This window comes from Chryseobacterium sp. Leaf405, from assembly GCF_001425355.1.
In the GTDB taxonomy this organism is placed as follows: Bacteria; Bacteroidota; Bacteroidia; order Flavobacteriales; family Weeksellaceae; genus Chryseobacterium.
On sequence record NZ_LMQN01000002.1, the window covers coordinates 1 to 14370 of the forward strand.

Below are 14370 nucleotides of genomic sequence, written 5' to 3' on the forward strand. Positions count from 1 at the left end.
CCATCTCCTCTATACATCCCAACAATAAAGCAAAAAAATAATACTAGTAAGAGAAGCACGGATCGTGGATACATCAGCACTGATCTGTAAGGAAATACTAAATTTATTAATCCCGACAAATACCCTAACCCCGATAGAAATGGTTACCCAGCAGTAAGGATGGGCTCTTGAAAGACAGCGAAAGGCATGAGGAGTAAGATTGGAGAGGTTAAGCTCCTGNACCCTAACCCCGATAGAAATGGTTACCCAGCAGTAAGGATGGGCTCTTGAAAGACAGCGAAAGGCATGAGGAGTAAGATTGGAGAGGTTAAGCTCCTGGAAAAATGAATACTTTTATATTTCGTGCTTTATTAATTTTTCATTAGATACTCTTATTAAATTCTTTAAAATACAAAAAACGGTTAAATATAATTCACTTAAATCAATCCCATAAAGAATTTTTATCTCTCGCCTAAAAACCGTATTTTTGCATATCTAAAAAGTAAAAGAAGAATGAATTCCTACAAAAATCCATTGGAAGAGCGCTATTCTAGCGAAGAAATGTTATTTAACTTTTCACATAATAACAAATTCCAATATTGGAGAAAACTTTGGATTGCCCTTGCTGAAATTGAAAAAGATTTAGGTCTTGATATTACAGATGAGCAAATTGCTGAATTGAAAGCCAATGCAGAGAACATCGATTATGATAAAGCTGCAGAATACGAGAAAAAATTTCGTCATGATGTAATGGCTCATGTTCACGCTTATGGTGATGTGGCGCCTTCTGCAAAAGGAATTATTCACTTGGGAGCAACTTCAGCGTTTGTAGGAGATAATACAGATTTAATTCAAATACGTGACGGACTTTTAATTTTAAAGAAAAAGTTGGTGAACGTGATGAAAAATCTTTCTGATTTTGCTATTCAGTATAAAGATTTACCAACGTTAGGATTCACTCACTTCCAGCCGGCTCAGTTAACGACTGTAGGGAAAAGAGCTACCCTTTGGTTACAAAGTTTGGTTTTAGATATCGAAGAACTTGATTTCTTCTTAGAAACATTAAGATTCAGAGGAGTAAAAGGAACTACCGGAACTGCGGCAAGTTTCCTCGAGCTTTTCAACGGAGATTATTCTAAAGTTAAACATTTAGATAAAGAATTGTCAAAAAGATTCGGTTTCGAAAAAGTTTTTGGCGTTTCTGGACAGACTTACGATAGAAAAATTGATGCGAAAGTGGTTGCGTTATTAGGAAATATCGCTCAATCTGCACATAAATTTACCAACGATTTACGTTTACTTCAAAATCTTAAAGAAATTGAAGAACCATTCGAGAAAAACCAAATTGGTTCGTCTGCAATGGCTTATAAACGTAACCCAATGAGAAGCGAAAGAATCGGAGCATTGGCAAAATACGTAATGTCTTTGACGACAAGTTCTGCAATGGTGGCTTCTACACAATGGTTCGAAAGAACGTTGGATGATTCTGCAAACAAGAGATTAACAATTCCTCAGGCGTTTTTAGCAGTTGATGCAATTCTATTGATTTGGAACAACATCATGAACGGAATTGTGGTTTATCCTAACAGAATCAACAAACATATTATGGAAGAACTTCCTTTCATGGCGACGGAATATATTATTATGGAAGAAGTGAAAGCTGGTGGCGACCGTCAGGAAATCCACGAAGTAATCAGAGTTCATTCGATGGAAGCTTCTAAAAAAGTGAAAGAAGAAGGTAAAGAAAACGACCTGATCGATAGAATTTTAAATGATGATTCTTTAAAATTGGATAAATCAAAATTAAAAGAAGTTCTTGATCCTAAAAACTTCATCGGTTTTGCGCCTATTCAAACGGAGGAATTCATTGCTAATGAAGTTCAGCCGATTATAGACGCAAACAGAGATTTGATAGGACTGGAAGCTGATCTTAAAGTATAATTTAATATGCAGTCTTTTCGGCTGCATATTTTATTTTAATCAAACCAAAACGATCTATGAAAAAAATACTTTTAGCTATTTTATTAATGCCAATACTTTCTTTTTCTCAGGGAAAAGAAGTTTTAAAGTATTTTAAATCAAAAGATTCGTTGGTTGGAGTTAAAAATCAGGACGAAAAAATTATTATTCCTGCCCAGTTCAAAGTTTTTTCTTATTTAGAGGATGGAGAATTGGTAAAAGGTGAGACAATCTATTTTGATGGCTTTAAAAAAGATGAAAAACCGGGAAAAAATGAATGGGGATATGTCTATGACAAAAAAGGAAATTTTCTTTACAAACCATTCTTTTATGACAACGGGGCAGATTATTTTTCTGAAGGCGTAAGAAGATTTGTCAAAGACGGAAAGGTTGGTTTTGTAGACAGAAACGGAACTGTTGTTATCAAACCTGAACATGATTTTATATCACCTTTCAATTATGGTTTTGCTGCTTTCTGTGACGGTTGCGACTGGGAAAAAACAGAATCGGAACACAAATCAATTGTTGGTGGAACTTGGGGCGTGATGAATTTCAAAGGAGAAATTGTAAAACCCATTTCCAAAGCGGTAAATGCTATTGAAGTTCAAGGAGAATATTTTCCAAACCCATTCAATTACAATGAAAAAGAGAAGAATATTCTTCAGTTTTTTCAAAAACAAAATAAAAAACTTTCAGAATTATATTATGTAAATCATTACACAAAATTATCTGAAAATGAAAAGAAGCTATTCTTTGAAATTGTAGAAAAACCGAAAGAGAATTTCCATTTCTATCAGGTCAATACCTATGATTACAGAAGAATGGAAGCAGGATCATCTTATGATTTCAAATTCTTAGTCTCAGAAAATGGCAAAACTATTTTTGCACTGGATTATGATGAGAAAATTCCTTTTGAAAACTGGCTGAAGAAAGAAATAACAGAAGCCGAAGATTTTCAGAAAGAACATCAGGATAATCCGAACAAATTAAGTAAATAAGTCTAATAATATTTAATATCTGACATCTAATGTCTCAAAACAAAAGAATTTTCGTAGAAAAAAGAGGAATTTTCGATGTTGAAAGTCCAAAAATTTTTGATGAAGTAAAAGCTGTGGTTCCGTCAATCCAAAGTGTAAAAGTGTATAACATTTACGATATTTTTGGGTTAAATGATGGAGAATTCGAAAAGGTGGTTAACAGCACTTTCGTAGATCCGGTTACTGACATTTTAATCGAAGAAAATCCTGCACAGGGAGTTTATTTCGCATTAGAATTTTTACCCGGTCAATACGATCAGCGTGCAGATTCTGCTCAACAATGTATCGCTTTATTGACTGGAAATGAGAAATCTAAAGTAAGAAGTGGTAAGTTAATCGAGTTTGAAGGAGCTTCTGAATCTGATTTAGCAAAAATCAAAGATCTTCTTATCAATAAAGTAGAATCTCAGGAGAAGGATTTATCAACTTTGAATATTCCTGCGGAAGAAACATCGTCAAAAGTAATTGTTCACGAAAATTTCATCAACTTTGATGATGTTCAGCTTGAAGAATTCTTCAACAATCACGGTTTTGCATTAGGTTTGGATGATTTGAAATTCATTCAGGAATATTTTAAATCTGAAGAAAGAAATCCTACGGAAACTGAACTTAAAGTTTTAGATACGTATTGGAGTGACCACTGTCGTCACACAACGTTTGAAACAGAATTGTCAAATATTGAATTTGAAGGACAGTTTAAACATACATTGGAAACTATTTTCAATGATTATATCGAAAAAAGAAAATTCTTAGGACGTGAATTGAAACCAATTTCTTTAATGGATTTGGCGACAGTTTGCGGAAGATATTTCCATAAAACAGGTCAATTGGAGAACTTGGTGGTTTCTGATGAAATCAACGCCTGTACAATTCAAATCGAAGCTGAATACGATGGTAAAAAAGAACCATGGTATTTATTATTCAAAAATGAAACGCATAATCACCCGACAGAAATTGAGCCTTTTGGTGGTGCTTCAACGTGTTTAGGTGGTGCCATCAGAGATCCTTTGTCCGGACGTTCTTTCGTTTTCCAGGCGATGAGATTAACGGGTGCTGCAGATGTTTTGGAGTCTGTTGATCAGACTTTACCAGGTAAATTACCTCAGGAAAAAATCACAAAACAGGCTGCTAACGGATATTCTTCTTACGGTAACCAAATCGGTTTGGCGACTACAATGGTTTCTGAAATCTATGATGAAGGATACAAAGCCAAAAGAATGGAAGTTGGTTTCGTTACCGGAGCCGTCCCTGTTGATTGGGTAAGACGTGAAAAGCCTGAATCTGGTGATTCTATCATCATTTTAGGTGGTGCAACGGGTCGTGATGGTGTTGGTGGAGCAAGTGGTAGTTCAAAAGAACAAGACGAAACTTCAATTCACACGATGAGTTCTGAAGTTCAGAAAGGAAATGCCGTTGAAGAACGTAAAATCCAAAGGTTATTTAGAAATCCTGAAGTAACGAGATTGATCAAAAAATCAAATGACTTCGGAGCAGGAGGTGTTTCTGTAGCCATCGGTGAAATCGCTGATTCTTTGGAAGTTAATTTGGATGTTTTACCTTTAAAATATGAAGGTCTGAACGGAACTGAATTGGCTATTTCTGAATCTCAGGAAAGAATGGCGGTTGTTGTTGAGCCAAAAGATAAAGAACAGTTCATCAAATTCTGTGAAGCTGAAAATATTGTGGCTGTTGAAGTTGCAAAAGTGACGGATTCCGGAAGAATGCAGATGTTCTGGAAAGGTGATAAAATTGTTGATCTTTCAAGAGAATTTTTGGATACTAACGGCTGTTCTAAAAGTCAGGAAGTTAAAATTACTCATCTTGATGAAGTTAAAGAAGAAAATCCTGCATTCAATGAAGAGAACTTCTTAAAAATATTAAGCGATAAAAACGTTGCTTCTCAAAAAGGTTTGTTGGAGATGTTTGATTCTTCTATTGGCGCAACTACGGTGGCAATGCCTTTGGGTGGAAAATATCAGCAGACTTTGATGGAAGGAAGTGTGCAGACGTTACCAATTATCGGAGCAAAAAATATTGAAACTGTTTCTTTAGCAAGTTGGGGATTTGATGCAGAGATTTCTAAGCAGAATTCTTTGTTGGGAGCTTCTTATGCTGTCGTTGAAAGTGTTGCAAAGATCGTTGCAATGGGTGGCGATTATAAGAATATCAGATTCAGTTTTCAGGAATATTTTGAAAAATTAGGTCAGAATCCTGAAAAATGGGGGAAACCTTTGGCTTCTTTGTTGGGAGCTTATGATGCGCAAATCAATTTTGGTTTGGCTGCGATCGGAGGTAAAGACTCAATGAGTGGAACGTATCAGGATTTGAATGTTCCGCCAACGTTGATTTCTTTTGCTTGTGCGAACGGAGAAAAGTCAACTATTATTTCTCCTGAATTTAAAAATGAAGGAAATAAAGTATATTTCTTTAATCATGTCGCTCAGGAAAACGGACTGCCGAATTACAATGCTTTAAAAGAGATTTACGAATTAATTTTCGAAAATATTAAAGCCGGAAAAATTGTTTCTGTGAAAACAGTAAAAGAAGGTGGAATTGCTGTTGCTTTAGCAAAAATGAGCTTCGGAAACAGATTAGGTGCCGAAATTACGGTTGATTCAACTATATTATTAACTAAAAATATAGGCAGCTTAATTATTGAATCTAAAGAAGAATTAAGTTCTGTAAATCTTCAATTGATTGGAGAAGTTAAAGATTCAAATAGTATTAAGATTAATGATGCTGAATTTGCAATTGAGAAATTATTAGCGGCAAACACTAATACTTTTGAAAATCTTTTCCCGACAGTTGAAAAAGAGAAAATAACGGTTGAAATTGATGAAAAATTAAATTCAATCAACCCAAGAAATATCATCATCAAAAAACACGGAATCGCTCAGCCAAAAGTATTCGCACCGGTTTTCCCTGGAACAAATTGTGAGTATGATACATTGAATGCTTTCGCTAAAGAAGGAGCAATCGTAAGCAGCTTACCTTTAATCAATATCAATCACCAGTTGTTGGATGAAAGTATTGATGCTTGGGTAGAAGAAATCAAAACTTCTCAGATTTTAGCATTCTCAGGAGGTTTCTCTGCGGGTGACGAGCCGGACGGGTCTGCAAAATTCATTGTCAACGTTTTAAAGAACGAGAAGATGAGAAATGCAGTTCACGAATTATTGGACAGAGATGGTATGATCATCGGGATCTGTAACGGTTTCCAGGCTTTGGTAAAATCTGGATTGTTACCTTACGGAAGAATCAAAGATCTAGACGAAAACTCTCCGACGTTGGCTCATAATGCGATCAGAAGACATATTTCCCAAATGGTGAATGTAAGAGTTGTGAATGACGAATCACCTTGGTTGAAAGGAATGAGAGATCAGGTTTTCACGATTCCTATTTCTCACGGTGAAGGTCGTTTTATGGCTTCGGAAGCAGAAATTCAGAAGTTATATGAAAACGGACAGATTGCAACGCAATATTTAGATTTAGATGGAAATGTTGCTCACGGAATGCCTTTCAATCCAAATAATTCATTGTTTGGAATTGAAGGAGTTACCAGCCCGGACGGAAAAATATTTGGAAGAATGGGACACCCGGAACGTTTTGCAGAAGGGTTGTTTAAGAATATTCCAACTGCGAATTACCACAATATCTTTAAAAATGGAGTTGAATACTTCAAATAACAATACAAAGAAAATGACTGTCATTAATGGCAGTCATTTTTCAAATATGGAAGGTTTCTACGAAGAAGTTTCTCGGCTTTTTATGAAGGATGAAGATTGGAAAGTCGGAACATTGGATGGTTTTGATGATATTTTATATGGTGTGGAAACGGATATTACTTGGAAAGATTCTCTAAAATCAAAAGAAGATTTGGGAGTTGATTTAACTAAAGAGTTTTACGAAAATAAAATCAGACAAGGAAAACCTTTTAATGTAGAATTAATTCAACAAAAACTTGATGAATTAATCAATAAAAATGGACAAACATTATTTGAAATTTTAATTGAAATTATAGAATCCCATAAAAATATTACGCTAATTTTAGATTGATTTTATCTTAAGGATTCAAATCTAAAGTTTGTAAATAAAAAATAAATAAAAAAATGATGTACGGATTATTTTTCGGTGACAGCATTACTTACGGAGAATATGATGGTGTTTTCGGCGGCTGGGTCGATATTCTGAAAAGATATACTTTACAGAAATACAATGAAGGCAGTAAAGAATTAATTCTTTTCAATCTTGGAATTGGTGGCGAAACAACCGAAGGTCTGATAAAAAGAATTCCCAACGAGATGGCAGCCAGAAATTCTGCTGAAGAAAATATTGTTTTTATAGGTTATGGAGCGAATGATCTTGCTGTAAAAGATGGAAGCCATTTAGTAAATCCTGAACAGTTTAAAAATAATATTCTAAAAGCAATTCAAGAAGCTGAAAATTATTCGAAAGATATTTATTTGGTAAGCATTCTTCCGTTTTCTGAAAAAGTAGATGGAGTATTAGTCGCTTCAGGAAAGTTGAGAACTAATGAGGAAGTTTTAGTTTATAACCAAATTTTGAAAAATATTACAGCTGAACATTCCTTACATTATATTGATTTTCATTCTGCATTTTTAGAAGATAAAGAAATTTTATTGTCTACAGACGGCGTTCATCCTAACGAAAAAGGGTATGGAGTAATGGCGGAAATCGCAATCCCAATTATTGAAAAATATTTATAATGCCTAAATTATTCTCATACGGAACTTTGCAGATGGAGCAGGTTCAAATGGAAACTTTCGGTCGGATTTTAGAAGGAGAAAAAGAGTTCTTGACAGGTTTTAAACTTGAAATGCTGAAAATAACTGATGCCGAAGTTTTAACAAAAAGCAATCAAAAATATCATCCGATTCTAGTGTTTTCGGGAAATATAACAGATGAAGTAGAAGGTATTTTATTTGAAGTTACAGACGAAGAAATTCTTCAGGCTGACGAATATGAAGTGGATGATTATAAAAGAATTGAGACTGTTTTCAAATCCGGAAAATCAGGATTTATTTATGTTGGAAAATAGTTAAAAATAAACCCTGACAATAATATTTTGACAGGGTTTATTATATTATTTAAAAGATTTTACTGAACGTTAATCCATGAATCACCTCCAAATGAGTAAGCATCGGCATGAAAATTATAATTTACGCCATTAAGACTACCAGTACCTCCAATATTAGACGGAATTCCTGTACAGCTTGCATCTCCTACAGATCCCCCAAGTGTTGGAACTATTTGTCCTGGATTAAGCGGGTCACTAAGAGAGAATTTTATATAATCCCATCTCTGTGCATTTGTAATAAATGGAGGGGCTGAAAGAAGATCCGGAGACCAATGGTCGATAGGATACGGATGACCTGCTGCAGAAGTGGAAGTAGCAAAAGTTGAGTAATGCGCCCATTCATTAGGAGGGAGATATACTAAATCCATAGCCTGTGCACCTGCACTACAAGTAGAGGGGGCAATCGTAAACATTGTAAAATGTAAATCAAGTTTATGATTAACAATATCATTAAAAATATGGATTCTTGCGGTTTGAGCAAAAGCGGCTGAACTTAAACCTAAGCCAAGAATAAGAGTGAATATTTTTTTCATAATAATTACTTTTTAGAATTTTGATTGATTTTTTCAAGTTTTTCGTTATAGATTTTCACTGCCCAGGTTAAAATCTTATCCCGATCTCCTTGTGTGTTTTCAGTAATATCTTTGTCTTTTGCACCTGTAGATTTTATCAGTTCCAAAGCTGATGGAATTAGAATGTCTTTACGTCTGTCACTTAGCTCAATAGATTTTTTGTTTCTGATTTCTTCAGCAGTTTCACGGTTTTCAGGATTAGAAAGACTTTTGATCGATTTTTCAAAATTCAAAACTTCTTCACTTTTTCTTGTTTCACTCGGATTTACTACCGAAGTCTCAGTGTTGCACGAAATAATTCCTGCCAATAGAATGGCATAGAGTAATTTGATTTTCATATTATTAAAATTGTTGATTGTACAGCAAATATATATAAATTTATTATATCTTAATATAGTGATAAATAAAATTTATTTATAAATGTTGATTTTGTGGTATTATTTTATTTGAAATATTGTATTTAGTGTAATTTTTGAATGAAAATTCTAACAGAATAATATTTAGATGTATTTACAATAGACTAAGATTCCAATAATAACCGATGCAACAGCCATTAGAATAACTGCGCCTGCGGAAATGTCTTTAATAAAACCAATTCTTTTATCAAATTCGGGCTGAATAATGTCACAGATTTTTTCTATAGCAGTATTGAAAATTTCAGCTGCTAAAACACCAAATGAAACGATTAAGACTAAAGCTGCATCAATCGCTGAAAGTTTTAAATAAAAAATCAAAAAAAGATTAACAAAGAAAGCCAACACTTCAATCTGGAAATTTCTTTCATGGATAAGCATCAGAAAAACACCTCGGAAAGCATTTAGAAAACTTTTATGGATGGGTGGTTTTCGCATGACAAAATATTATTTACAAATATAATTAAATGATGAAAAATAATCATTAAATTTATCATTCCAAGAAAAATCATATTAATCACAAATAATAGGAGAGAAGATAGTTAGAGAATTCTTTTGATAAGTTGTTAATAACTCCCGGCATTATTCTTTTCCATCTATTTTCTATTTGTTATATTTGTAAAAATTTATTTTAAAATCTATGAAATTTATTATTTCAAGTGGTGAACTGCAGAAGGCTTTGCAAACTGTAAGTGGCGTAATATCAAGTTCTCAATCGAGACCGATTTTAGAAAACTATCTTTTTGAATTAGACGGAACCCAGGTTACCATTACCGCATCCGATGGCGAGACGACTCTTGTAACGACTCTTGATGTGAAGTCGGATGATACAGGGAAATTTGCTGTTCCTGCTAAGATTTTTCAGGATTTTATCAAGACTTATGGAGAACAGCCTCTAACGTTGGTGGTAAAAGATAATGCAGAAGGAACGGGAAGTCAGCTTGAAATTTTAGATGAAAAAGATAATTTCGCAGTGGCCTTAGACAATGCTGATGATTATCCGGAATTGCCGGAATTTGATGCCTCTCAAAGTGTTACAATGCCTGCCGGAGTTTTGTCTGAAGCACTTACCAATACACTTTTTGCAACAAGTAACGATTCTCTTCGTCCTGTAATGACGGGCGTTCTTTTCCAGTTTGGAGAGAACGAAACGAATTTCGTTTCTACCGATTCTCACAGATTGGTTGTTTATAAAAGAACGGATTTAATGAATGCCGAATCGATGGAATTTATTATGCCAAAAAAACCTTTGAATATTTTCAAAAATATTTTAGCAAGTTCAAACGAAGACGTTACTATCGACTTCAACGAGAATATGGCTAAATTTACTTTTGGGAAACATATTTGGATCTGTAGATTGATCGACGGAAAATATCCTAATTATACAGCGGTAATTCCAAAAGAAAACCCGAATGTATTGACAATCAATAGAAATTTATTATTAGGAGCCATTAAAAGAGCTTCAATTATGTCAAATAAATCTACAAATCAAGTTCGATTTAAATTGTCTGCAAACATCCTTCACCTTCATGCAGAAGATACGGAATACGCAAACAAAGCAGATATGCAGATTCCTTGTGATTATAATGGAGAAGATATAAATATTGGGTTTAGCTCTAAATTCTTGACAGAAATGTTGACAATTTTAGGATCAGATGATATTACAATGAAAATGTCTCAGCCAAACAGACCGGGTATTATCGAACCTTTGGATGGTCTTGAAGAAAATGAAAATATCTTAATGTTATCAATGCCTGTAATTGGTTTGTAATATTAATTTAGATATATAATAAAAGAGGTTTTGATTTTTCAAGGCCTCTTTTTTTATATGAAATTGAAGTTTAAAAGTAATTCGATACAACAGCCAGCTCTGCGGAAGTTTTAAAAGAAAATTAACATTTTAAAGTCACTTCTGGATTTCTGTATTTCTTAAAAAAACACGATATTTGTAGCTCGAAAAATTCAAGTAAAATTTTCAAAATAGATGAAATGAAACCGAAAGGTTCCATCTGTCCAAAAAAATAAATAGAAATTATCAGATGAAAATATCAAACAACTGGCTTAAAGATTATATCAAAACGGAATTAAAAACTGAAAGAATCGGTGAGTTTCTTACAGATATTGGTCTTGAGGTTGAAGGGATAGAAAAATTTGAAAGCATAAAAGGTAGCCTGGAAGGAATTGTTGTAGGTAAAGTTTTAACCTGTGAAAAACATCCGAATGCAGATAAATTAAAAAAGACAACGGTAGACGTAGGAAACGGAAAGATTTTAAATATCGTTTGTGGTGCTCCAAACGTTGAAGCAGGACAAACGGTTCCTGTCGCCGTGGTTGGAACTAAGATTTACGATAAGACAGGAAATTTCTTTGAAATAAAGGAAGCAAAAATCAGAAGTGAAGTTTCTCAGGGAATGATCTGTGCAGAAGATGAATTAGGTCTTAGCAATGATCATGGCGGAATCATGGTGTTGGATGAAGAAAAGTATGAAGTAGGAAAAAACTTTGCTGATTATTTTGAACTGACAAATGACGAAGTTTTCGAAATTGGACTAACGCCAAACAGAACTGATGCAATGTCTCATTATGGCGTTGCAAGAGATTTGTACGCATTTCTTTCAACAAATCAGCAAAAATCAACCTTTGAAAAAGTATCTTCTGTTGTTTTGAATAACGAAGGTTCTCACAGCTTCACATTAGAAGTTGAGGATGCAGAACTTTGTCCGAGATATATTGGTGCAGTGATTGAAGATGTTAAAGTCACAGATTCTCCGTCATGGTTGAAAGACAGATTAAAAGCTATAGGATTAAGCCCAATTAACAATGTTGTAGATATTACAAACTATATTCTTCACGGATACGGGCAGCCGCTTCACGCTTTTGATGCAGATAAAATTGCAGATAAAAAAGTGAAAGTGGGAACGGTAAAAGAAGGAACGAAATTCACGACTTTGGATGGTGTTGAAAGAACATTAAATGGTTCTGAAATCATCATTAAAGACGGAAAAGATAACCCGATGTGTATTGCCGGAGTTTTCGGTGGTGCAACTTCCGGAGTTTCTGCGGAAACAAAAACGATATTTTTAGAAAGTGCCTATTTCAATCCGGTTGCGATTAGAAAAGCTGCAAAATTCCATGGATTGAATACGGACGCTTCTTTCAGATTCGAGAGAGGTGTTGATCCAAATATTACGAGAACAGCAATTACTCACGCTATCAAATTAATTCAGGAATTGGCCGAAGGAAAGTTGGTAGGAGAACTGTTGGAAGAATATCCAAAGAAAATCGAGGACAATTATGTAATCATTAGATTCTCAAAAATTGAACAGATTCTAGGAACAAAAATCCACAGAGAGAAGGTAAAAGAAATTTTAAAAGCACTGGATATTCAGGTTTTAAATGAAATTCAGAACGGCTTGGAAATCTCTGTTCCGGCTTACAGAGCAGATGTAACAAGAGAGATTGATGTTATTGAAGAGATTTTAAGAATTTACGGATACAATAAAATTGACGCTCCACAGAAAATTTCATTTACGCCTGTAAGGTTAAATGCAAAAGATCAGGATGAATTAGAAAATAGCTGGGCAAAAACCATGCAGAGTCTTGGTTTCAATGAAGTGATGAACAATTCATTAACTTCTGTGAAAGACGAGGCAGATGCTGTGAAACTGTTAAATCCTTTAAGCAATGATTTGGCGTTTATGAGAAAGTCTTTATTAGAAGGGCTTCTTCAAAATGCAATTTACAATATCAACAGAAAAAATCAGGATATTAAGTTTTTTGAATTCGGAAAAATTTATCATAAAAAAGATAAATATGAAGAAAGAAAGCAACTTGCTATTTTGGTGACAGGAAGAGAAGTTGCCGAAAACTGGCTGCAGCCGAAATCTGCAACGAGTTTCTATAACTTAAAAGCGTATGTGAAAGTCTTACTTGAAAAATTAGCAATCGATTGCAGAGAAGTTGCTTTATCTGATGAAAGATTTTCTGATGCATTATCTTACGAAGCAAACGGAAAAGTTTTGGTAAGAATAGGGAAAGTTGCTCCACAACTGTTGAAAGATTTCGATATTGATCAGGAATGTTTTTATGCTGAAATTGAATTGGAATACGCTCAGGAATTACGTTCCAATAATGACTTGAAATTCAAAGATATTCCTAAATTTAATAAAATCAGAAGAGATTTAGCTTTGTTAATAGATAAAAATATTAATTATCAGGATCTGTATCAGACCGCTAAAAAGAATAAATCTCCTTTCATTAAAAATATTAACTTATTTGATGTGTATGAAGGGAAAAATCTTCCTGAAGGTAAAAAGTCTTATGCGATGAGTTTTGAGCTTCTGAATGAAGAAAAAACACTGGAAGAAAAAGAGATTACTGCGGTAATGGATTCTTTAATTAAATCTTTCCAGAAAGAATTCAATGCAGAATTGAGAGGTTAATTTTAAACAACATTAAAATTTATATAGAAACGGGCTTTTTAAAGTCCGTTTTTTTGGCTTAAAAACTTTTGTTAAATAATAATAAAATCCCCCTGAAAGCCGTTCAGATAATATAATTTACGTAAATTTGGTTTAAATCAATTAAGGGAAATGAAAAATATTTTTTTAAGTATATGTACGGCAGCGGTTTTAGCTTCTTGTGGTGCTATGGCGGGCTCTTCTTCTAAAGTTGGAAAGTCTCAGGCTCCATTAACAAATACAAGATGGGCGTTGGCAGATAATGTAAAAGGAAAAACACCGACGTTGAATATTGAGGGTGAAAAAATCAATGGTAATGCAGGTTGCAACAATTACTTCGGGACGGCTAAAGTAGATCCATCCACAGGTAATTTTTCTGCCGGGCAATTAGGTTCTACAAAAATGGCTTGCGACAATATGAGTGTAGAGAAAAACTTTATGGATATGGTCGGGAAAGCGAATAAATATGTCTTAACAGGAAACGTTTTAGAATTGTATCAGGACAATCTTTTATTATTAAAATTTAATAAAGCAGAATAAAAAAAAAGGAACTCATTTGAGTTCCTTTTGTATGTTTTAAAAGTGTTACTTATTCTTCTTCCTCTTCGTCGTACTTAGCCAACTCTTCATCACACCATTTAAATGCAGCTTCCACTACTTTTGTAGCTTCATCTGCCATTGTTTCCTCATCATCACCTTCCAAATCATCTAACCACTCAACTTCTTCTTCCTCAACGTTTAAGATAAATCTTGGATATTCTGTATGAACTACGAACAAATCTTCTGGAAATTCTGAATTATCTGCTAATAAAAACTTTGGTAATTTCATTTTTTCTAATGTTTTAACTTTAA

General features: G+C 34.0%; 14 protein-coding genes. 9 read left to right on the plus strand and 5 right to left on the minus strand.

The window, feature by feature from the left end; translation table 11 throughout:
* Window positions 1-9: 9 nt before the first annotated feature.
* The coding region (locus ASG22_RS21285) for a hypothetical protein (RefSeq protein ID WP_238586845.1) at window positions 10-219 on the minus strand (210 nt) is incomplete at its 5' end.
* Between the two features lie 273 nt (window positions 220-492).
* On the opposite strand from ASG22_RS21285, the gene purB reads away from it, so the two are divergent.
* Genes purB through ASG22_RS02855 form a run of 6 tightly spaced genes read left to right on the plus strand, consistent with a single transcriptional unit; the run spans window position 493 to window position 8034 of the window.
* The gene (purB, locus tag ASG22_RS02830; RefSeq protein ID WP_055980277.1) at window positions 493-1920 is read left to right on the plus strand and encodes an adenylosuccinate lyase; all 1428 of its coding nucleotides are present in this window, start codon (window positions 493-495) and stop codon (window positions 1918-1920) included.
* Between the two features lie 56 nt (window positions 1921-1976).
* Complete coding sequence (locus ASG22_RS02835) at window positions 1977-2936, plus strand: WG repeat-containing protein (protein ID WP_055980280.1); 960 nt, start codon at window positions 1977-1979, stop codon at window positions 2934-2936.
* 29 nt (window positions 2937-2965) lie between these two features.
* Entirely contained in the window at window positions 2966-6661 is a 3696-nt protein-coding gene (locus ASG22_RS02840; protein ID WP_055980283.1) for a phosphoribosylformylglycinamidine synthase, read from the plus strand.
* Window positions 6639-7031, plus strand: a complete 393-nt coding sequence (locus ASG22_RS02845) for a hypothetical protein (protein WP_055980285.1) — start codon at window positions 6639-6641, stop codon at window positions 7029-7031. Before ASG22_RS02840 ends, ASG22_RS02845 begins: the two co-directional genes overlap by 23 nt.
* Before the next feature lie 53 nt (window positions 7032-7084).
* Window positions 7085-7702 (plus strand): SGNH/GDSL hydrolase family protein, encoded by a 618-nt coding sequence (locus ASG22_RS02850; RefSeq protein WP_055980287.1) that lies wholly within the window; start codon window positions 7085-7087, stop codon window positions 7700-7702.
* Window positions 7702-8034, plus strand: a complete 333-nt coding sequence (locus ASG22_RS02855) for a gamma-glutamylcyclotransferase family protein (RefSeq protein WP_082504926.1) — start codon at window positions 7702-7704, stop codon at window positions 8032-8034. The genes ASG22_RS02850 and ASG22_RS02855 overlap by 1 nt, the downstream gene beginning before the upstream one ends.
* A 59-nt stretch (window positions 8035-8093) precedes the next feature.
* Here the strand turns inward: ASG22_RS02855 and ASG22_RS02860 are convergent, their stop codons facing one another.
* The 3 genes from ASG22_RS02860 to ASG22_RS02870 form a co-directional block, all read right to left on the minus strand.
* Window positions 8094-8606, minus strand: coding sequence for a hypothetical protein (locus tag ASG22_RS02860; RefSeq protein ID WP_055980291.1), 513 nt, complete (start codon window positions 8604-8606; stop codon window positions 8094-8096).
* A 5-nt stretch (window positions 8607-8611) separates the two neighbouring features.
* Window positions 8612-8983: a hypothetical protein gene (locus ASG22_RS02865; protein WP_055980294.1), complete on the minus strand. Its 372-nt coding sequence runs from the start codon at window positions 8981-8983 to the stop codon at window positions 8612-8614.
* Window positions 8984-9145: 162 nt separating this feature from the next.
* Window positions 9146-9496, minus strand: a complete 351-nt coding sequence (locus tag ASG22_RS02870; protein ID WP_055980297.1) for a diacylglycerol kinase family protein — start codon at window positions 9494-9496, stop codon at window positions 9146-9148.
* A 202-nt stretch (window positions 9497-9698) separates the two neighbouring features.
* Here ASG22_RS02870 and dnaN point away from each other — a divergent pair, with 202 nt between their 5' ends.
* The 3 genes from dnaN (at window position 9699) to ASG22_RS02885 (ending at window position 14058) form a co-directional block, all read left to right on the plus strand.
* Window positions 9699-10829 (plus strand): DNA polymerase III subunit beta, encoded by a 1131-nt coding sequence (gene dnaN / locus ASG22_RS02875; RefSeq protein WP_055980301.1) that lies wholly within the window; start codon window positions 9699-9701, stop codon window positions 10827-10829.
* Between the two features lie 268 nt (window positions 10830-11097).
* A complete protein-coding gene (gene pheT, locus ASG22_RS02880) occupies window positions 11098-13500 on the plus strand; it encodes a phenylalanine--tRNA ligase subunit beta (RefSeq protein ID WP_055980304.1) in 2403 nt (800 codons plus the stop codon).
* Between the two features lie 150 nt (window positions 13501-13650).
* On the plus strand, window positions 13651-14058 hold the full coding sequence (locus tag ASG22_RS02885; RefSeq protein ID WP_055980307.1) for an META domain-containing protein: 408 nt from the start codon (window positions 13651-13653) through the stop codon (window positions 14056-14058).
* A gap of 49 nt (window positions 14059-14107) precedes the next feature.
* Here the strand turns inward: ASG22_RS02885 and ASG22_RS02890 are convergent, their stop codons facing one another.
* Window positions 14108-14347, minus strand: coding sequence for a hypothetical protein (locus tag ASG22_RS02890; RefSeq protein ID WP_007845674.1), 240 nt, complete (start codon window positions 14345-14347; stop codon window positions 14108-14110).
* Window positions 14348-14370 lie beyond the last annotated feature (23 nt).